A 19,376-nucleotide genomic window follows, 5' to 3' on the forward strand; every position below is an offset into this window, starting at 1 on the left:
AAATCCTCTTTCCTTTTTGGAAAGAGGATTTTTCAAGTTTGCCTAATTGCTTATTTCTTTTCTTTAGGCATTTGAGATACCAATGACAAGTTGACATCCAAGCCTTCGATTTGGAAGTGTGGGCGGGCAAACAGGCGGACTTTGAAGAAGCCCGGGTTGTCCTCGATATCTTCCACCAATACTTTTGCCTCTCTTAACGGATGTGTTGCCTGCAGCTCGTCGCTCGGGTCGGTCATTTCCGTTACTAGGGTATTGATCCAATTATTCAGTTCCAACTCAAGCATGCGACGGTCTTTGGTGGTACCGATGTTTTCACGCTGGATCAGTTTGAGGTAGTGCGCCAGGCGGGAGAGCAGGAAGACGTAAGGCAAACGGGCGTTGATGCGGCTGTTTGCGGTTGCTTCCTTGGTCTCATACAACGCGGGTTTCTGAGTCGAGTTGGCGGAGAAGAAGCAGGCGTAATCGCGGTTTTTATAGAAAGACAGCGGAACAAAGCCCAAGTTGGCAAATTCGAATTCGCGGGTTTCCGGGATCAGGACTTCTGTCGGGATTTTCATTTGATTGCCGGTGCCCAGGTCGTACATGTGAATAGGCAAATCTTCAATCAAGCCGCCGGCCTGTGGGCCGCGAATTTGGACGCACCAACCGTTATTGATGAAGCTGCGCACCATATTGGCGGCAAAGGCAAATGATGCATTTGCCCACAAATAGCGGTTATGCTCCGTACCTTTTACCTGTTCTTCGTAATTGAAGCTGCGGACAGGCACGGTGTCGCTGCCGTACGGCAGACGGGCAAGGAAGCGAGGAAGGGTCAAGCCGATATAGCGTGCATCGTCTGTTTCGCGGAAGCTTTTCCATTTGATGTATTCGGCACGGTCCATATAGTTGGCCAAGTCTTGGATGGCGGCCACTTCCTCCATGCTTTCTTTGCCGAAGAAAGATGCGCCGACCGAGCCGATAAATGGCATATGTGCAGAAGCGGAAACACGCGAGATATTGCGCAGCAAAGCCATATCTTGAGGGCTGCGGTCAAATTCGTAGTTTGAAATCACGGCGCCGATAGGTTCGCCGCCCGGGGTGTCGTATTCGTTACTGTAAGTGTGGCGGTACAGTCCGCTTTGCACGATTTCAGGCGCATCTTCAAAGTCTTGAATCAAATCTTCTTTGGAAACATCAAGAATTTCAATTTTGACATTGTGACGGAAGTCGGTTCGGTCGACCAAGAATTTCAAACCGCGCCATGCGGATTCGATTTTTTGAAATTCTTCGTTATGGAGGATTTCATCCAGTTGACGGCTGAGTTGTTCGTCGATACGGGCAATGTGGTAATCGAGCAGGCTTTTGTCCAGGCGCTCCACTTTTTGGGAAGAGTCTTGGATCATTTTCATGAAGACGCTGACGGCTGCGGCGATACGCTCGTCGGCAGAGGCTTCCGACATTTTCTCGGCACTTTGGAATTGCTCGATATCGATGACGGAGTCAACGGCGTTCAGATTGATTTTTTTACACAGATCTTCATAAACACTGTTTGTGCTTTCTTGTTCGATAACTGTAGTTTGGGCTTGGGCCTTTTGGCTTTTTTGCATATTTGAATCCTTACGGGTATTTCAGACGGCCTTTGATGTTACTTATTATTGATAGGTGCGATTTTTTCAAGACGGTCGCGCAGTTCGGCAGACAGGTTTTCGTCACGTAGAATGGCTTCCAATTCGCGACGGAAAGCAGAATCGTCCAATAAGTTGGATTTCAAATCGCGAAGCAGGTTGCGCATAGCCAGCAAGGCACGCAATTCCGGCACATTCTGGGCAATTTGTTCCGGATGGAAGTCGCGCATGGATTTGAAATCCAAATTCACATTCATCTCGCCGCCGGCAGGAGAGAGTGTGTTTTTGACGGTCAGATTGGCTTTAGGATTGAAATCGGATAATACTGAATCAAAGTTGTTTTTGTTGATATTAACTTTTTCTTTTTCGGCAAGATCGCGTTTATCTTGGCCGTTGCTGTAATCGCCGGTTACTAAAAGCTTAAGCGGCAATTCAACCTTTTTTTGTGCGCCGCCGGTATGCAAGTCCAATTTAATATTGATACGGGAAGGCGGAACTTCGTTTTGAAAACTTTTGCTCACGATGAAATTTATCCTTTTTTGATAGATTAAATGACACTTATGTCATTTTTTCAAATAAAATGCAAGGTATGGGGTCAGGAAATATCCTGATTGGTTAGTATAAATGTTAGACAGATAGCTTGTCTATCGTATTCAAATTTACCGGAAAAAGGTTTTTCAGTGAAATTTCACAAGCCGTTATGGGAAGAGGGGGTACTCCTATCTCCTCAACATTTTCAACAACAAGACAAATTCAATAATCATATGCATGCCCTGTTAATGAGAATGATGGGGGATTTTAGGTGGGGCTGTTTTCAATGTGAATTTGACCGTCAGGCATTAGAAGTTGGAAAAATCAAATTAGATACACTTCAAGCATGCTTGCCGGATGGCACCTTAATTGATTTGCAGGCCGGCGGACGCCACGTCAATGTGCGTAATATTGAAGGTCTGCCTTTACAGCAACGAAATGTTGTATTGTTGGCACTGCCAGTCTATCAGGCACATGTTTCAAACTTGGTAGATGAGGATGAAACCAAAGATACGCCCAAGCGCTTTGTTAAGAGCTTTGAGAAGGTGGAGGATATTTTCTCTACCGAGGAAACAGAGTTTGCGGTGGAGGGATTGAATCTCACCATTCGTTTCGATTTTGAACAAAATGACGACTATATTACCTGTCCTATCGGTGCAATAGAGAAAGATGAGACGGGTGCTTTTGTTTGGGCTAAAAACTATATCCCGCCATTGTTATCCATAACAGGGTCAGAAACTTTATTCTCTTGTCTTAACCGCATTACTTTGATGGTATTATCCCGTATAGAGAATTTGTCTGCCCGCCGCCGCTCTCGGAGCGAAAGTGTCGTTGATTTTTCAGTTTCCGATTCGATGCTGTTTTGGTTTTTGCATGGCTTAAATACCATTTATCCGGAATTGAAGCACCTGAATGATTACCCGCAGAAGCATCCGGAAGAGTTTTATAAACTTTTAGTACGCCTGCTGGGTATGCTGTATACCTTTAGAGCTAACGAGTCCGTTAAAGAAATAGACTCATATGATCACTTTGATTTGTTTGGAACATTCAACCGTTTGGAACAAAAGATCCGTGATTTGCTGGATGAGGTTATTCCTTCCCCTGTTATCGAATTGTCACTGGAGCATCTGAAATCGACGCATTGGCGCGCCCAGATATTTGATGACCGAATCAATGCTGATGCAGAGTTTTATCTTTCCGCCCATTCCGACTCCGTCGACTTCTTGGAATTGCAAAAACAGCTGCCTTTGGTCAGCAAAATCGGTGCGCCCGATGATGTGGAGCGTGTAATTAATACGGCAGTGGTCGGCGTACCTTTACATCACCTTCATCAGACTCCGCCGGGCCTGCCTTTTAGAATGGACAATGTGTATTTTAGGTTGGATAAACGGCATATCGCGTTTGATAGGATGATGCAGTCCCAAGTATGCAGCATTTATGTTCCGGCCTCTATTTCTGATTTACATTTAAGCCTATTTGCAGTAGTGAGTATTTAATATGAATAACCAACCCTTAATTAGAACCGTTTTGAGAGATACTGCTTTGGCGGTATCCGCATTATCTGCCGGTTTTACACCTGACCATTCCGAATCATGGTATGCTCATTGCAAAAATCTGATTCAGGATTTAAAGACCAAATTAGCCGAGCTTGGATGGAAAGAGGCGGATATTGAAGAAGTTTCATATGCACAATGCGCCCTTTTGGATGAGGTTGCACTGCGCACGCTGAAAGGTAACGACAGGGAAGTATGGGAAAGAAACCCTATGCAGGTTTGTTTTTTCCAATCATATAATGCAGGGGATATCCTGTGTGACCGAATCGAATCTTTGTGTAAAAACCACAAGGATGCCAGTCCCTTGGTGGCGGAAACCTATCTGAGTGTGATTAATTTGGGCTTCAGGGGTCGATATGTTCTGGATGAAGATGCATTGCACACCGCACAGGAACAGTTGAAAAAAATCACACCCGCCTTTCCAAGCAATGCTGTATCGGAAGACGGTAAGTTGTTTTATATAGATCAAAAGGGAACGCCGCTGAAAAAAGCATTCAGCCTCCGTCCTGCCTGGCTGCTTGTGGGAAGCATCGTTGTAGCAGCGGTTGCATACTTTGCATTTAGATATTATCTGGATGGTTTGGTTGAACAAATACAAGCATTGTAATTTCAAGTGTTTATATAATGACTTATCGGAAAATTTCGGTTCTGGCAACCTTGGCTGTTTTTGAGCTCGTTTTACTGTATGTGTTCGCAGTATATTGGCAGGCAGGTTGGATAATCAAAGGCTGTGCTTGGGCATTGTCCGTTGGGGCTGCCTTTTATTATTGGCGTTTTTATCTAAAGAAAAAACGCGAACAAATCAATACGGATTTTTGGAAGAAAATCGCAGAAGAATTGGATCCCAACGGAGATTTGGGTTGCTATACCATTCGTTTGCATGATTCTTCTGTGCCGAGAAAGTTGGTAGAGAGGGTAAATGAAACCGTCTATATCAATATGTCGGGTTCGGAAAATCTGCATCCGGTCGTTTCCAATTTGCTTGAAAATACAGCCCATAAGTATGTTTCTGTGAGTCTGGAGCTGTGGCTTTCCCCTGCGGAAAATACCGATATTGCGACCACTTTGCGCACATGGTTGCGTAATATACTTTTTCTGCAGAAGAGCACGGGTTTGACTATCCCGGTACACTGGTTGATTCAAACGCCGGTGTCTTTTTTGTTTGATAGAAAAAACAGCCATTCCGTTTTTTCTATCATCAATAAGAAAGAACACAACCGTCTGCAGATAAACGAATTCTTAAAGAATCTGAAAAACGCCCTGTCCCTTAAATTCCTGCATGACAGCAATGCCCAGTATAGCCATCAATATGTTTATCTGATGGAGGCACTGAATTTTTTAGAAGAAAAATTCTTAAAAAATACAGATAGCGGATGGGAGTATGTGGACATATGCAGTTTAAGCCTTGCCGATTGCGGAAATTTTCAAAATACATCTGAATGGGCCGCTTATTTGGTAAAAAATACAGATGGTCTTATTCCGTCGGCAAAAAGCGTTCAACATGATTCGGTAAGATACATCCTATCCGAATATCTGGATAAATATGCCGTTTATCATAGAAATCATATTTCAGATATGATTTTTAAGGTATTATTCATTGGTGTTGCCGGTTTTTTTCTGGCTGCGTCGTTTTCAACTGTCAACAACAGCCGTTTGTTGAAACAAATCGGCACGCATATAGCGGACTTCCGTATGGAAACGGATAAAGCCGAACAGGCTAAAAAAATAGGGCTGTTGAAGCAGGACTTGAAATTGCTTGAAGGATACCGTGATCACGGTGTTCCTGCATATTTGGGCTTGGGACTGTATCGTGCGCAGGCCTATATTCCCAAATTAAAAGCCTTAATCCCTGCCGAAGTTCCTAAAGCGCCCGGGCCTGTCAAAAAGCCGGAGCCGGTGGTTCTTACCCTGGATAGTTTGGCACTCTTTGAAACCGGCCAGTTTGAATTAAAAAATAATGCCAATAAAGCATTGATTGGCGTATTGAAGGCAATCGAATCACATCCTGATACCCGCATTTTAGTTGAAGGCCATACCGATAATGTCGGCAATCCTGTTTCCAATCAGCAGTTGTCAGAAAAACGGGCCCAATCCGTCAAAGACTGGTTGGTGATTTCCTCCAATGTTCCGGAGGGCAGGTTTGAAGTCAAAGGTTTTGGCGATACCAAACCGATTGCAGACAATCAGACAGAAGACGGTAAAGCCAAGAACCGCAGGGTTGAGATTATCCTTATTCCCTCGGCAACACAGTAATTCAATGCAGCACAAGTTGCTTTAAGCCTTAAAACTTAAAGCGTTTTTAATAAAACTAAGGAGTAAAAATATGGCAATTCCTGCTTATATGTGGCTGAAAGACGATGGCGGTTCCGCTATTAAAGGTTCCGTTGACGTTAACGGCCGTGAAGACAGTGTTGAGATCGTTGAGTTCCAACACAATGTCCGCATTCCTACAGATGCCAACACCGGCAAACTGACAGGTACCCGCGTTCATGAACCTATCGTATTGTACAAAGAATACGATGCGTCTTCTCCATACTTGTACAAAGCCGTAACCACCGGTCAAACTTTAAAAGAAGTAGAAATCAAGTGGTATCAAATTGATGCATCCGGTCAAGAGAAAGAGTACTTCAATACCAAACTGGACAACGTTAAAGTTGTCGCAGTAGGTCCTGTAATGCACAACATCAAAGACCCTGCACGCGAGCGTTACAACCACTTGGAACGCGTTGAATTGCGCTACGAAAAAATCACTTGGACTTATAAAGACGGCAACATCATTCATTCCGACAGCTGGAACGAAAGCCGCGCTTAATCATCCACATAAAGTGCTGCCTGATAAAGGTAGCACTTTTTTATAACACATTTTTACATCAGGGATATCAAATGTCTGCACATGATCAAGCCTTATTATTACGTCGTCTGAATACGCATTGCCAACAGGCAATGGAAGCCGCCGCCGGTTTATGTCAAACACGGGGTCATGCCGAAATTACGGTTGACCATTTGTTTATCAAACTATTGGAATTAGGGGATGGCGATGTCGGCGCCTTATTGAGACGTTACGAAATTGATTCGGAAAACATCTGGAACCCTTTGCTGGACACGATGGACAAACTGCCGCGCAATGTCCGCGGTAATCCTTCACTGTCCAAATCACTGGTCAGCCTATTGTCAGACGCATGGCTGCTGGCAAGTGACGAAGGCGCATCGGAAATCCGTTCCGCTTATCTGTATCAGGCATTGTTGAAATCCCCTTACCGTCTGATGACGCAGGATGCATGGCCGCTGTTGAGTCTGACGAAAACCCAAATAGGCCGTCTGAAAACATGGTTGGATGAAGTCTCAATCGAAGGCACCAACAATACGTTTGCCCAAACTTCTGCCGAAGAAGGCCAGGACGGTACTCAGGCCGAATCCAAACCACAACCGGTTAAAGCAACCGGACAAAACGATGCATTGGCGCGCTTTACCGTCAACCTGACTGAAAAAGCAGCGCAAGGTGGCATCGACCCCGTATTTGGCCGCGAAACAGAAATTCGCCAAATGATGGATATTTTATCGCGCCGCCGTAAAAACAATCCGATTTTGGTCGGCGAGCCGGGCGTCGGCAAAACTGCACTGGTAGAGGGCCTAGCCCTGAAAATCGCCTCAGGCGAAGTGCCTAAAATATTAGAAAACACACAGGTATTGGTCTTGGATTTAGGCTTGCTGCAGGCAGGTGCGGGCGTTAAAGGCGAATTCGAACAACGCCTGCGTAACGTAATTGAAGCCGTTCAAAATTCCGAAGAACCCATCTTATTGTTCATTGACGAAGCGCATACCTTAATCGGCGCCGGCAACAGCGCCGGTGGCGCAGATGCCGCCAACCTCTTAAAACCGGCCTTGGCACGAGGCGAATTGCGCACCATTGCCGCCACAACCTGGAGCGAATACAAACAATATTTTGAAAAAGATGCCGCATTGGAGCGCCGTTTCCAAATGGTCAAAGTAGAAGAGCCCGATGACGAATCCGCCTTCACCATGCTGCGCGGCTTGAAACAGCGTTATGCCGCCTACCATAAAGTCCATATTCAGGATTCCGCAGTCATCGCAGCCGTGCAACTCTCCAGAAAATACATTACCGGCCGCCAACTGCCCGACAAAGCAGTAGACTTGTTGGATACAGCCGCCGCCCGCGTCCGCATGAGCTTGGATACCGTTCCCCATATCTTCGGCTTGATGGAGGCACAGGCCTCCTCGCTGCAACGGGAATTGGAAGCATTGGATGCCGACAAACAACTGGGCCGTCTGAACGCATCGCAAGAAGAAAACATCCGACAAGTCGAGCAGGAAATTGCCCAACTGAACGAACAGCGCGAAGAAATGAACCGCCGCTATCAGGAAGAAAAACAATTGGCGGACGAAATCCAATCCTTAATGGAAGCCGCCAAAAATACAGAATTGACTTCCGAAGAGCGGGAAGCCGCACAACAAAGCCTGACCGAGAAACAGCAACAGCTGGATGCCGTCGTCGCAGGCAAACCGCTGATTTTTACCAGCGTCGATGAAACCGTGATTGCCGACATTATCGCCGACTGGACAGGCGTGCCCGCAGGCAGCGTACTCAAAGACGAACTGGCCAACCTGCTGCAGCTCGAAAGCCTGCTTGAGCAACGCGTAGTCGGACAAAGCGAAGCCATCCATGCGATTGCGCAAAGTTTAAGGGCCGCTAAAGCCGGCCTGAAAACCAACGACTCCCCATTGGGTGTATTCCTGTTGAGCGGTCCATCCGGTGTCGGCAAAACAGAAACCGCCCTGGCATTGGCAGACGCACTCTTCGGCGGCGAAAAATCACTGATTACCATCAACCTGTCCGAATACCGCGAAGCACACACCGTTTCCCAACTTAAAGGCTCGCCTCCGGGTTATGTCGGCTACGGCGAAGGCGGCGTATTGACCGAAGCCGTACGTCAAAAACCATACAGCGTCGTATTGCTGGACGAAGTCGAGAAAGCCCATAAAGACATCCTCAACCTCTTCTACCAAGTCTTCGACAAAGGCATGATGCGTGACGGCGAAGGCCGGGAAATCGACTTCAAAAACACCGTTATCCTGATGACTTCGAACTTGGGCGCAAACGAACTGACCCAGTTGTTAAAACCGCAAGAGCCAGAAGAGGCAGAAGAAGCCGCAGCAGAAAACCAAGAAGCAAACGGACAAGAACAGATCGCCGATACCGAAGTAGAACTTTCTGCACAAATGCCGGAAACTCCGTCTGAGCACACCGAAGTTTCAGACGGCCCTGCCGAAGCCGAAGAAGCACCCGAATACAGCTTGGAAGAACTGGCGGAAGCCATCCGTCCGATACTGACAGACCACTTCCAGGCCGCATTGTTGGCGCGTATGCAGGTCGTTCCTTACCGTCCGTTGGAAAAAGAAGCATTGGCCCAAATCGTCAGATTGAAGTTGGATAAAATTGCAGACCGGCTGTATGAAGCTCATCAAACGCGCCTCAGCTACAGTGAGGATTTTGCGGCGCTGCTGGCCGATTCCTGTACGACCGGTGACAGCGGTGCGCGCAACATCGACCACCTGCTGAACCGTCAGGTGATGCCGGCGATAGCCCAAAGCTTTTTACAATGGCAGCAGACGGCGGGTCATATGCCGGAGCGAGCGAGCTTGGAGGTTGGAGAAGAAGGTATAGACGTTTTGTTTGAATAAGGCGGATTAAAGGCCGTTTGGAGGGGAGCCGACGGGTCGGGTGCCTTTCAGACGGCCTTTTTTCCATTTATTTTATCTGCTCTAGATAATTAGATGGAATTTGGCTGTCTATAGAAAGCTTTGTTATGGAAGAGATGATATGAAATTTGATAAATTTGTTGGATATATAATTTTTTTATTACTATGTATATTGTCTTTTTTTATCTTAAGCAAAATTTCTATATTACAGATTATATTGTATATGGAGATATGTATAAGCTGTCCGAACTTCAGGGTGAGATAGAGGGAAGTGAAATCGTCGTTAAGTTATTTTTTATTTTAAATAATATTTCTATTTTGCTTTTTTTGCTTAATAGAAAAATACTCGGCACAATCGTCTTTGCTTTAATTGGTATATTTGTCTATCACTTAGTAGAATTGGATCTGTTTTTTATCATTGTCTTCAGTACAATAAAAGCAGGTAATTATGGATTAATCATTATATTTGCTCTATATGCGTTACTTCTGTTAATCAATATATATTCTTATCTTCGCTCACCTAAATTGAGATAAGTGTGTAGATTAGATAAAACCGAATAAAAAAGGCCGTCTGAAAGATATTCAGATGGCCTTTGCTGTTGGTTTATTTTTCTATTTAGTTGCACTTTGATGGTATGAATATGATAATGAACGTATATCCTCGGTTTTAGAAAGGTCGTTTCTCATGAAAGATTTTGCCCGTTTACTCAATCATCCTGATATTTCCTTTTCTTCGATCCCAGATGCCATTAAAGTTGATAACCCTGCAACAGGCGAGGCTTTGGCGTTTGTCCGTAAGACTGATTCAGACTGCCTGAAGCTTTTGATTCAAAAGGCAGAGACGGCACAAAAATTATGGGCGGCAAAAACTGCGTTGGAGCGCGCCGATGTGTTGTGGCGTTGGTATTTTTTGATTAAAGAAAACAAAGAAGACCTGGCGCGTATCATGACGATGGAGCAGGGCAAAAGTCTGACTGAGGCGCGAGGTGAAATTGATTATGCGGCTTCGTTTGTGCGCTGGTTTGCGGAAGAGGCGCGGCGGATTGACGGCGATGTGCTGACAAGTGTGAAAGCGTCGCAAAAACTGGTTGTGTTGAAACAGCCTATCGGTGTTACTGCGGCGATTACGCCGTGGAATTTTCCATCTGCGATGATTGCGCGCAAGGCTGCGCCTGCTTTGGCGGTTGGTTGCGCGATGATAGTCAAACCAGCATCACTCACGCCTTTGAGTGCGTATGCATTAGTCGTTTTGGCTTATGAAGCGGGCGTACCACAGGATTTGTTGCCTGTTGTCAGCGGTAGTGCTTCGGAAATCAGCCATGAATTTGCCACGAATCCGACCGTGCGCAAAATCAGCTTCACCGGCTCTACCGAAGTCGGCGCGAAAATTTTTGCCGACAGCGCGGCAGACATTAAAAAACTCAGTTTGGAATTGGGTGGCAACGCGCCGTTTATCGTGTTTGACGATGCCGATTTGGACAAAGCCGTCGAAGGCGCGCTTGCCAGCAAGTTTCGTAACAGCGGTCAGACCTGCGTTTGTACCAACCGCGTTTATACTCAGTCTGGTATTTACGACGAATTTTGCCGCAAATTAAGTGAAAAAGTGGCTGCGCTCAAATTGGGCAACGGCTTGGAGGATGGCGTAAACCAAGGGCCGCTGATTGAGGAAAAAGCGGTGGAGAAAGTCGAGCAGCACATCGCCGACGCGCTTGCTAAAGGCGCAAGTTGCCTGACCGGCGGCAAACGCAGTGCATTGGGCGGAACGTTTTTTGAGCCGACTGTTTTAAGTGGCGTAACGGCGCAAATGGCGGTAGCTCGCGAGGAAACCTTCGGGCCTTTGTGTCCGGTGTTCCGTTTTGAAACCGAAGCCGAAGTCGTCGAGGCTGCGAACAATACGGAATACGGTTTGGCAGCTTACCTTTTCACCTCCGACACCGCCCGCCAGTGGCGCGTCGGCGAAGCCTTGGAATACGGAATGGTCGGTATCAATACGGGCTTAATCAGTAATGAAGTGGCACCATTTGGCGGCGTAAAACGCAGCGGTTTGGGACGTGAAGGCAGCAAATATGGTGCGGATGAATATTTGGAATTGAAATATTTGTGCATTGATGTAGCGGAATAAAGCTGCACAGTAAAGGCCGTCTAAAATTTGGTTTTCAGACGGCCTTTTTTAAACGCAGAAAAGGTATTGGGTAATTTTCATATTATGAGAACGAGCTTTATAAAGAAGCAAAACCATAAGAAACAAAGTTGCAAAAAATTTGTCACATGTTTATAAAATTAGTTTGATAACTATTTTATATGTTTTAATTGCATTAGAAGTGTATTCCAAATTTCTGGCAGTAGTTTTTCTTTGAGTGATGGCAGCGAAATTTTGGCACATATATCGGCGGCATAGTTAGTTATATACACAAATGTGGGCAAGGCGAGATTGGTTCTTTTTGCTCACACGGTGTGGCTCATATCGATAGCGTGGGAACTTTATCCAGGCTGCAATGTTTGAAAAAAGGTGATGTGAATGTTGAAGAAATTTTTAATTCTGTTTTGCGTAGCTTTTACCGGCGCGTGCAGTTCCTTTGATGGGGATGGTTTGACAAATGGCTCATATTCTCAAGGAAAACGTCTTGATCCGAATTGTGATCATTATGCTGTCGGCGGTAGTGGCGGCGGTTGTACACCGTCAGGTCAATGGCATCTTAAAGATAAGCAAGGACAAAGAGTGCCATTCTAGCTTTTAAAAATGATTGTAGACGGGCATTTAATTATTTAGGCCGTCTGAAATTTGGTTTTCAGACGGCCTTTGGTTTAGAGTAGATCTTGGATGGCTGAACGTTCTTCTTCTAATTCGGCCAGCGTGGCGGCGATACGTTTTTGGCTGAATTCATCCGACAAATCCAAGCCTTGGACGATGTGGTAGCTGCCTTTGTCACAAATGACGGGGAAGCCGAAAATCAAACCTTCGGGAATGCCGTAAGAGCCATCAGATGGAACGCCCATGGTTATCCATTTGCCGCTGCTGCCGAGCAACCAGTCGCGTAGGTGGTAGATGGCAGCATTGGCGGCGGAGGCTGCGGATGATGAACCGCGTGCGGCAATAATGGCGGCACCGCGTCCGGCGATTTTTGGCATGAAGACTTCGGTGTTCCAGTCGGGTTCGGTAATCATGTCTTGGACGGACTCGCCGTTGCTGGTGGCGTAGCGGTAGTCGGCGTACATGGTCGGGCTATGATTGCCCCAGACGCACATTTGCTCGATGGAAGTAATCGGGCGGTTGATTTTTTCGGCAATTTGACTGACAGCGCGGTGGTGGTCGAGACGCATCAGGGCGGTAAAATTTTCCGGCGGGATGTCGGGGGCGGATTTCATGGCGATGTAGGCGTTGGTATTGGCCGGATTGCCGACGACGAGGACTTTAACGTTGCGATTGGCAACTTTGTTCAACGCCGCGCCTTGTACTTTGAAAATTTCGCCATTGGCGTGTAGCAAGTCGGCGCGCTCCATGCCTTGCGTACGCGGGCGCGCTCCAATCAAGAGGGCGATGTCGGCATCTTTGAAGGCGACTTCGGGGTCGTCTGTGGCGAAGATGTCAGCAAGGAGCGGGAAGGCGCAATCCTGCATTTCCATGATCACGCCGCGCAATGCCTGTTGTGCCTGCGGCAGGTCGAGCAGCTGCAGGATAACGGGTTGGTCGCGTCCGAGCATAATGCCGCCGGCGATACGGAAAAGGGTGGCGTAGGCGATTTGGCCTGCCGCGCCGGTAACGGCGATTCGGACGGGTGGCTTGAGGGTCATATTTTCCTTTGAAGTCGTTGTTTTACTTGGTTTTCGGATTATAGCAGTATTATGGGGCAAATGATGTAGAAAGGCCGTCTGAAATTTGATTTTCAGACGGCCTTAAGTGTTTGAAAAGATTATTCACCGTTTTTCTTTTCAGCTTGTTCTTCTGCTGCTTCATAGGCTTCGACAATTTTCTGCACCAAAGGATGGCGGACAACGTCTTCGCTGGTGAAGGTGTGGAAATACAGGCCTTCTACATCGCGCAGTTTTTCGCGTGCATCTTTCAAGCCGGATTTGATGTTGCGCGGCAGGTCGATTTGGCTGATGTCGCCGGTAATGACTGCTTTGGCACCGAAGCCGATACGGGTTAGGAACATTTTCATTTGTTCGGGCGTGGTGTTTTGCGCTTCATCCAAAATGACATACGCACCATTTAAGGTGCGGCCGCGCATATAGGCTAGCGGCGCAATTTCAATCAAACCTTTTTCCATCAGTTTGGTTACACGGTCGAAACCCATCAAATCATAAAGCGCATCGTAAAGCGGTCGCAGGTAGGGATCGACTTTTTGCGCTAAATCGCCCGGCAGGAAGCCTAATTTTTCGCCGGCTTCGACTGCAGGGCGCACCAAAACGATGCGTTCGATTTGGTGTTTTTCCATGGCATCGACTGCGGCGGCAACGGCAAGATAGGTTTTACCCGTACCGGCAGGGCCTAAGCCGAACACGACATCGTGGTTGAGCAAGGCGCGGATATAGCCGTTTTGGCGCGGGGTGCGGCCGCCGATGCTGCCGCGTTTGGTGCGGAAATAGTATTGTTGGTCGTGGTGTTTTTCTTCGTGTTTTTCATCTGCGGTTTTTGCTTCAACGGCCGCGAGGCTGATGGCGTTGTCGTCCAAGTCGCCTTTTTCTGCGGCTTCGGCCAGTGACAGCAAGGCACGACGGCCGGCGTGTGCCAGTTCGCCCATGAAGGTGAAATGTTCAAAGCGGCGGCTGATTTGGATATCAAGGGCTTTGCCTAAGGCTTCGAGATTGCTGTCGAGCGCGCCGCACAGGCGTTGCAACACGGTATTGTCAATTTCTTCAAACTGCAGATGGACGGTGTGGGTCATATCGGTTTCCGTAAATAAATCTAATTTTTCCGTATTATACCCTTGTTCAGACGGCCTGATTTATAATACGTCGCTTCTTTTTAATAAACCGTTTCAATCAAAATGAATCACACTGCTTCTCCTCAATCGGAATTTCTGCGCGGTATCAAAGAATGTTCCCCAATGCTGATCGGCTTGTTGCCGTGGGCGCTGATTTTGGGCATGCAGGGCGGGCAGAAAGGCATGAGTTGGCTGGAAATGCTGCTGATGACGGGCATGAACTTTGCCGGAGGTTCGGAATTTGCCGCAGTCAATTTGTGGGCAAATCCCTTGCCGATTATACTGATTGCAACGGTTACATTTATGATTAATTCGCGCCATATCCTGATGGGTGCTGCCCTTGCACCGTATATGAGGGATATGCCGCTGAAAAAGGCGATGCCCGCGCTGTTTTTTATGTGTGATGAAAGCTGGGCAATGGCGTTTGCTGAAATTCAAAAGCGTAAGGCGGCAGGTTTGCCTGCATTCAATATGCCGTTTTATGCCGGCGTGTGCTTTATTTTGTATGTAACTTGGATTGGTTTTGCGGCGTTTGGCGCGGCAGTTGGCCCGATGTTCGGCGATGTCGCGGCTTGGGGCTTTGGTATGGCGTTTCCTGCGGTGTTTTTAGTGTTGCTGCGCGGTATGTGGAAGAGCTTTACGGCTTCACGCCCTTGGTTTGTCAGTCTGATTGTGGCATGCGCAACCTATTTGACCGTGGATGGCGCATGGTATGTTCCGGCCGGAACATTGTCGGGCTTGTTGGCGGCGTATGTGTGGGGAGAGCAAAAATGAAGGATTTGTTGTCGCTGCAATTGTTTTTGCTGTTTTTAAGCATGTTAGCCGTTACCTATTCAACCCGATTAATCGGCTTTTTTGCATTGCGCAACCGTACATTGAGCTGTCGCGCGCAAGTGGTTATGGAGGCTGCGCCGGGTTGCGTGTTGATTTCTGTGATTGCGCCTTATTTTGTGTCGGACAAACCGCATGAGCTAATTGCCATTGCTTTGACGGTATTGGCGGCCAGCCGGTTTTCGATGTTGGTGACGGTATTAATCGGGGTCGGTACTTCGGGCATACTCGGTTATTTAATAAAATAAAAAATTTTCAGACGGCCTTACTTGTTATAATGGCCGTCTGAATTTTTTGATAAAGCAAAAACATGGCAAACCAACGACTCATCTATGGCTTTCACGCCGTCAATGCCCGTTTGTGGCAAAACCCGAAATCGATTACCGAACTCTATATCCAAGAGGGCAAATCCGATGCGCGCACCCGTGATGTATTGGATAAAGCGACCTCTGAAAACGTACGCGTGCATTTCGCCGATGCCGACCGCCTGAATGCCATCAGCAAAGGGGCGCGTCATCAGGGCGTGGTCGGGTTTATCGATGCCTCCAAAAACCATGTTCATTTGGAAGATGTGTTGGAAAACCTGAGCGAACCGCCGTTTTTGCTGGTATTGGACGGCATTACCGATCCGCACAACCTCGGCGCGTGCCTGCGTACTGCCGATGCGATGGGCGTGCATGCCGTGATTGCACCCAAAGACAAAAGCGCCGGCTTGAATGCGACCGTCAGCAAAGTTGCCTGTGGTGCGGCGGAAACCGTGCCGTATATTACCGTAACCAATCTTGCCCGTACTTTGCGTGAATTGAAAGAGTACGGCATTTGGATTGTCGGCACAGACATGGGCGGCGACTCCGACCTTTACCACTGCGACTTGCCCGACAGCGTGGCCTGGGTAATGGGCAACGAAGGCGAAGGTATGCGCCGCCTGACGCGCGAGCATTGCGATATGCTGGTATCGATTCCGATGTTTGGCACGGTAGAAAGCATGAACGTTTCCGTCAGCGCAGGCATGGTATTGAGCGAAACCCGCCGTCAACGGGTGTTGAAATCGGAAAAATAAAAAGTTTATTAAAAGGCCGTCTGAATGTTTTTCAGACGGCCTTTTTCAGGTTTTATTCTTTAACCAAAGGACCTGATTTCTTTTCGCTACCGGCGGCAATGCGTACCAATTGGAGAAATTCCGATTTCAGCTCAAACGGATCATTGCCTTGGACTTGCTGTACCATTTTTTCAATGTCGCTCCAGCTAAGTTTGCCGTTGTATTCGCCGCCGCGCAGGGCTTGGGCATAGGAAGCTGCAGCCAGGGCGAGCAGGGTGTCTTTATCGGCTTGCTCCAGCGGCTTGCTGCCAACGGGAATTGCTTGTTCCATCAGCTTACTGTCTTTTTCACCAGGCAGTTTGTAGCGTACTTTGACAAAGGCGTATTCGTTTTTACTGCCTTTGGCTGCAGTGGCTTTTTGATAGCGTGATTCGTTCAGCCAGCCTTGTTTGCCCTGCGGAATGATTTCATAGATGGCGGTTACGCTGTGGCCTGAGCCGATATCGCCCGCATCTACTTTGTCATTGTTGAAGTCTTCATTACGCAGGGTGCGGTTGGTGTAGCCGACCAAGCGGTATTCTTTGACAGTGGCAGGATTGAATTCGACTTGGATTTTGACATCTTGCGCAACGGTGGCCAGCGTGGAAGTCAGTTGTTGCTGCAGAACTTTTTTTGCTTCTTTTTCGTTGTCGATATAGCTGTAATTGCCGTCGCCTGCATCGGCAATTTGTTCCATCATGTCTTCGTTGTAATTGTCCGTACCGAAGCCTAGCGTGCTGAGTGAAACGCCGGTTTTACGTTTTTCGGCAACCATGGATTTGAGCGTCTCGGTATCAGATACGCCAACATTAAAGTCGCCATCGGTCGCCAGCAGGATACGGTTGATGCCGTTGGGTACAAAGGCTTTTTGCACTTCTTCGTAGGCCATGCGTAAAGCGGATTCGCCCGAAGTTGAGCCTTCGGCTTTCAGTTTGTCGATGGCCTTTAGGATGGTTTCTTTATCTGAACCTGATGTGGGCGGAAGCACCAGCTCTTCGCCTGATGAATAGGTAATCAGGGTAACTTTGTCCTGAGGACGTAATTGTTGGGTCAAGATCCGCAGCGTTTTTTGAACCAACGGAAGTTTATTTTCTTCATCCATGCTGCCGGATACGTCCACGAGGAACACAAGATTGGCAGGCGGAAGATCTTTCTTTGCCGTGTCTTGTGCTTGGATACCGATTTTGATCAGCTTGGCTTCCGGTTGCCATGGAGAATCAATGGTTTCAGTGTGAACGGCAAATGGACGGCCGTCAGTAGGCAGTGGATAGTTATAAGGGAAGTAATTGATGATTTCCTCAATCCGTACAGCATCTTTAGGCGGCTGTTCGCCGCTGTTCAGAAATCGGCGGACGTTGGCGTAGCTGCCGGTATCGACATCGATGCTGAATGTGGAAACAGGCTCTTGGGCAACGGATTTGACTGGTTGGTCGGGTTGTTCTTGGTAGCGTTCGGTGTTTTCTGCCAGAGACAGATTTTCTTCGGCAACTGCAGCAGCAGGCAATGCTGATTCTGGTGCGCCCTGAAGATTTTCGGTTGACGAGTCTGATCGGTCGAGTGGACCAGAACACGCAGTCAAAGCTGCCAAAGTGAGTATAGAAACGGTTTTCAGGAAGAAACGGGGCATGATTTAAGCTCCTAAGGATATGCTGTTATGGGTACTTATGAGCAGTGTATTGGCAATTTGAAGGTATTTTTATTTAAATTCTTATTTAGGGTTTTCCCTAGGTATAACTAGGGTAAATGGTCGTCTGAATATTTTCCAGACAACCTTTCAAAATTTTAGGGGCTGTACTAGATTAGCAGATATGTTACCCTCGAAATATGAATATAACGCACTGAAAATTAAAGAAAAAAAATACAGAAAGAAACTGCTCCGTTTTTTTTGTGCTGGAAGTTACCGCCCGTTCTGCCGCCGATATTTTGGGTATCCATCCCAATTCAGCAGCACTGTTCTACCGTAAAATCCGCACGGTTATAAACTATTATTTGGCCTTGGCTGCCGATGAGGTTTTCGAGGGTCCTGTCGAGCTGGACGAAAGCTATTTTGGCGGACGACGTAAAGGCAGACGTGGTCGCGGTGCAGCAGGAAAAGTGGTTGTCTTCGGCATTCTGAAACGCAACGGACGGGTCTATACCGTTGTGGTAGATAATGCCAAGTCTGAAACGTTACTCCCTGTTATCAAAAAGAAAATTATGCCGAACAGCATTGTTTACACGGATAGCCTGAGCAGCTACGACAAGTTGGACGTGAGCGGTTTCATCCATTACCGCATCAACCATTCCAAGGAATTTGCTAACCGTCAGAACCACATTAACGGCATTGAGAATTTTTGGAATCAGGCAAAACGCGTCTTGCGCAAATATAACGGAATTGATCGCATATCCTTCCCGCTGTTCTTGAAAGAATGCGAATTTCGGTTTAACTTCGGCACACCCTCCCGGCAGCTTAAAATCCTGCGGGAGTGGTGTGAAATTTAGGGCTAATCTAGTACAGCCCCAAATTTTAATGTTTTTCCAAACGTTTGACGTCCGTTTCTTCTAAAACTTCCGCCTCTACCAAAGGAATCGTAACATCAGCATCTGTTGATGGTTTTAAAAGCTCATATACGGTTTTTTTAACGGCTGTTTCAATACGAGAACGCATGGCCCATACGAATAAAAACAATAATATAAAAAATGAGGTAAAGGTAAATAGTCCGTATAGGTAGCTGCCTAAAAGCTGGCCTATATAGAGTGAAATGCTCAGTAAAACCAAAATGACGGCTACTGCTCCTGTAATGGCGAAGAGTAGGTAGAAAACGCTTGGTGCTGCATATTCAGAAGCCGTTTCTGCCAATTGTTCCTGTTTTTCTCGAACGCTGTCGGAAATCGGGTCAATGATGGCTTCACGAAATTTCCGCTTTATAAAATCAAACATAGTTTCCCCTTTTTTATAATGGTTAAAGAAATAGCATTATCTTATAAATAAGAAATTTATGCCAAAGCATTTGGAAATTTGGATGTATTGGACGCAGTGAATATACCGATTAGTTGAGATGGAGGGATAGGCTATTATTATTAAGTACAGCTTTGTGAAGGTTGGAGCAGCTCTGCTTATATTTAATAATAAAATAGAAAAACTATAAATAATTCA

General features: G+C 46.9%; 16 protein-coding genes and 1 pseudogene. 11 read left to right on the forward strand and 6 right to left on the reverse strand.

What is annotated here, in order from left to right; all coding sequences use genetic code 11:
- Nucleotides 1-50: 50 nt before the first annotated feature.
- Both tssC and tssB read right to left on the reverse strand, forming a co-directional pair.
- Nucleotides 51-1,586 carry a type VI secretion system contractile sheath large subunit gene (gene tssC, locus TW89_RS04825; protein WP_128580714.1) on the reverse strand — a complete coding sequence of 512 codons (1,536 nt, stop codon included), beginning with the start codon at nt 1,584-1,586 and terminating at the stop codon, nt 51-53.
- 38 nt (nt 1,587-1,624) lie between these two features.
- Nucleotides 1,625-2,125, reverse strand: a complete 501-nt coding sequence (gene tssB, locus TW89_RS04830; protein WP_049332195.1) for a type VI secretion system contractile sheath small subunit — start codon at nt 2,123-2,125, stop codon at nt 1,625-1,627.
- A gap of 159 nt (nt 2,126-2,284) precedes the next feature.
- Here tssB and tssK point away from each other — a divergent pair, with 159 nt between their 5' ends.
- The 7 genes from tssK to TW89_RS11700 all read left to right on the forward strand — a co-directional run bounded on the left by tssK (nt 2,285) and on the right by TW89_RS11700 (nt 12,137).
- Complete coding sequence (tssK, locus tag TW89_RS04835) at nt 2,285-3,631, forward strand: type VI secretion system baseplate subunit TssK (RefSeq protein WP_049332193.1); 1,347 nt, start codon at nt 2,285-2,287, stop codon at nt 3,629-3,631.
- 1 nt (nt 3,632) lies between these two features.
- Complete coding sequence (locus TW89_RS04840; protein WP_128580715.1) at nt 3,633-4,295, forward strand: DotU family type IV/VI secretion system protein; 663 nt, start codon at nt 3,633-3,635, stop codon at nt 4,293-4,295.
- Between the two features lie 17 nt (nt 4,296-4,312).
- A complete protein-coding gene (locus TW89_RS04845; protein WP_128580716.1) occupies nt 4,313-5,941 on the forward strand; it encodes an OmpA family protein in 1,629 nt (542 codons plus the stop codon).
- A gap of 70 nt (nt 5,942-6,011) precedes the next feature.
- The gene (locus tag TW89_RS04850) at nt 6,012-6,500 is read left to right on the forward strand and encodes an Hcp family type VI secretion system effector (protein ID WP_049332188.1); all 489 of its coding nucleotides are present in this window, start codon (nt 6,012-6,014) and stop codon (nt 6,498-6,500) included.
- Between the two features lie 71 nt (nt 6,501-6,571).
- Nucleotides 6,572-9,388, forward strand: a complete 2,817-nt coding sequence (gene tssH, locus TW89_RS04855) for a type VI secretion system ATPase TssH (protein WP_128580717.1) — start codon at nt 6,572-6,574, stop codon at nt 9,386-9,388.
- Nucleotides 9,389-10,091: 703 nt separating this feature from the next.
- Nucleotides 10,092-11,528, forward strand: coding sequence for an NAD-dependent succinate-semialdehyde dehydrogenase (locus TW89_RS04865; RefSeq protein ID WP_128580718.1), 1,437 nt, complete (start codon nt 10,092-10,094; stop codon nt 11,526-11,528).
- Nucleotides 11,529-11,924: 396 nt separating this feature from the next.
- Nucleotides 11,925-12,137, forward strand: a complete 213-nt coding sequence (locus TW89_RS11700) for a hypothetical protein (RefSeq protein WP_164836698.1) — start codon at nt 11,925-11,927, stop codon at nt 12,135-12,137.
- Nucleotides 12,138-12,211: 74 nt separating this feature from the next.
- Here the strand turns inward: TW89_RS11700 and TW89_RS04870 are convergent, their stop codons facing one another.
- Both TW89_RS04870 and TW89_RS04875 read right to left on the reverse strand, forming a co-directional pair.
- Nucleotides 12,212-13,198 (reverse strand): malate dehydrogenase, encoded by a 987-nt coding sequence (locus tag TW89_RS04870; protein WP_128580719.1) that lies wholly within the window; start codon nt 13,196-13,198, stop codon nt 12,212-12,214.
- Nucleotides 13,199-13,317: 119 nt separating this feature from the next.
- Nucleotides 13,318-14,292 carry a PhoH family protein gene (locus TW89_RS04875; protein ID WP_004520317.1) on the reverse strand — a complete coding sequence of 325 codons (975 nt, stop codon included), beginning with the start codon at nt 14,290-14,292 and terminating at the stop codon, nt 13,318-13,320.
- A 102-nt stretch (nt 14,293-14,394) separates the two neighbouring features.
- Here TW89_RS04875 and TW89_RS04880 point away from each other — a divergent pair, with 102 nt between their 5' ends.
- The 3 genes from TW89_RS04880 to rlmB all read left to right on the forward strand — a co-directional run bounded on the left by TW89_RS04880 (nt 14,395) and on the right by rlmB (nt 16,222).
- Nucleotides 14,395-15,105, forward strand: coding sequence for an AzlC family ABC transporter permease (locus tag TW89_RS04880; protein ID WP_128580720.1), 711 nt, complete (start codon nt 14,395-14,397; stop codon nt 15,103-15,105).
- Nucleotides 15,102-15,410 carry an AzlD family protein gene (locus TW89_RS04885; protein WP_128580721.1) on the forward strand — a complete coding sequence of 103 codons (309 nt, stop codon included), beginning with the start codon at nt 15,102-15,104 and terminating at the stop codon, nt 15,408-15,410. Before TW89_RS04880 ends, TW89_RS04885 begins: the two co-directional genes overlap by 4 nt.
- A 62-nt stretch (nt 15,411-15,472) precedes the next feature.
- Nucleotides 15,473-16,222 carry a 23S rRNA (guanosine(2251)-2'-O)-methyltransferase RlmB gene (gene rlmB, locus TW89_RS04890; protein ID WP_128580722.1) on the forward strand — a complete coding sequence of 250 codons (750 nt, stop codon included), beginning with the start codon at nt 15,473-15,475 and terminating at the stop codon, nt 16,220-16,222.
- Between the two features lie 52 nt (nt 16,223-16,274).
- On the opposite strand, the gene TW89_RS04895 is transcribed toward rlmB, so the two are convergent.
- Complete coding sequence (locus TW89_RS04895; RefSeq protein WP_128580723.1) at nt 16,275-17,867, reverse strand: vWA domain-containing protein; 1,593 nt, start codon at nt 17,865-17,867, stop codon at nt 16,275-16,277.
- A 181-nt stretch (nt 17,868-18,048) separates the two neighbouring features.
- Between TW89_RS04895 and TW89_RS04900 the strand changes: the two are divergent.
- Nucleotides 18,049-18,721 (forward strand): annotated as a pseudogene (locus tag TW89_RS04900) (IS1595 family transposase).
- Nucleotides 18,722-18,746: 25 nt separating this feature from the next.
- On the opposite strand, the gene TW89_RS04905 reads toward TW89_RS04900, so the two are convergent.
- Entirely contained in the window at nt 18,747-19,160 is a 414-nt protein-coding gene (locus TW89_RS04905) for a hypothetical protein (protein ID WP_128580724.1), read from the reverse strand.
- Nucleotides 19,161-19,376 lie beyond the last annotated feature (216 nt).

It is taken from the genome of Neisseria flavescens, from assembly GCF_001618065.1.
GTDB lineage: Bacteria > Pseudomonadota > Gammaproteobacteria > Burkholderiales > Neisseriaceae > Neisseria > Neisseria flavescens_A.

What these genes read in the sequence shown, in the direction of transcription:
- TW89_RS04895 (WP_128580723.1), bottom strand. Translation starts at nt 17,867, where the DNA reads ATGCCCCGTTTCTTCCTGAAAACCGTTTCTATACTCACTTTGGCAGCT.
- TW89_RS04845 (WP_128580716.1), top strand. Translation starts at nt 4,313, where the DNA reads ATGACTTATCGGAAAATTTCGGTTCTGGCAACCTTGGCTGTTTTTGAG.
- TW89_RS11700 (WP_164836698.1), top strand. Translation starts at nt 11,925, where the DNA reads ATGTTGAAGAAATTTTTAATTCTGTTTTGCGTAGCTTTTACCGGCGCG.
- TW89_RS04875 (WP_004520317.1), bottom strand. Translation starts at nt 14,292, where the DNA reads ATGACCCACACCGTCCATCTGCAGTTTGAAGAAATTGACAATACCGTG.
- rlmB (WP_128580722.1), top strand. Translation starts at nt 15,473, where the DNA reads ATGGCAAACCAACGACTCATCTATGGCTTTCACGCCGTCAATGCCCGT.
- TW89_RS04840 (WP_128580715.1), top strand. Translation starts at nt 3,633, where the DNA reads ATGAATAACCAACCCTTAATTAGAACCGTTTTGAGAGATACTGCTTTG.
- TW89_RS04880 (WP_128580720.1), top strand. Translation starts at nt 14,395, where the DNA reads ATGAATCACACTGCTTCTCCTCAATCGGAATTTCTGCGCGGTATCAAA.
- tssC (WP_128580714.1), bottom strand. Translation starts at nt 1,586, where the DNA reads ATGCAAAAAAGCCAAAAGGCCCAAGCCCAAACTACAGTTATCGAACAA.
- TW89_RS04870 (WP_128580719.1), bottom strand. Translation starts at nt 13,198, where the DNA reads ATGACCCTCAAGCCACCCGTCCGAATCGCCGTTACCGGCGCGGCAGGC.
- TW89_RS04850 (WP_049332188.1), top strand. Translation starts at nt 6,012, where the DNA reads ATGGCAATTCCTGCTTATATGTGGCTGAAAGACGATGGCGGTTCCGCT.
- TW89_RS04865 (WP_128580718.1), top strand. Translation starts at nt 10,092, where the DNA reads ATGAAAGATTTTGCCCGTTTACTCAATCATCCTGATATTTCCTTTTCT.
- TW89_RS04905 (WP_128580724.1), bottom strand. Translation starts at nt 19,160, where the DNA reads ATGTTTGATTTTATAAAGCGGAAATTTCGTGAAGCCATCATTGACCCG.
- tssH (WP_128580717.1), top strand. Translation starts at nt 6,572, where the DNA reads ATGTCTGCACATGATCAAGCCTTATTATTACGTCGTCTGAATACGCAT.
- TW89_RS04885 (WP_128580721.1), top strand. Translation starts at nt 15,102, where the DNA reads ATGAAGGATTTGTTGTCGCTGCAATTGTTTTTGCTGTTTTTAAGCATG.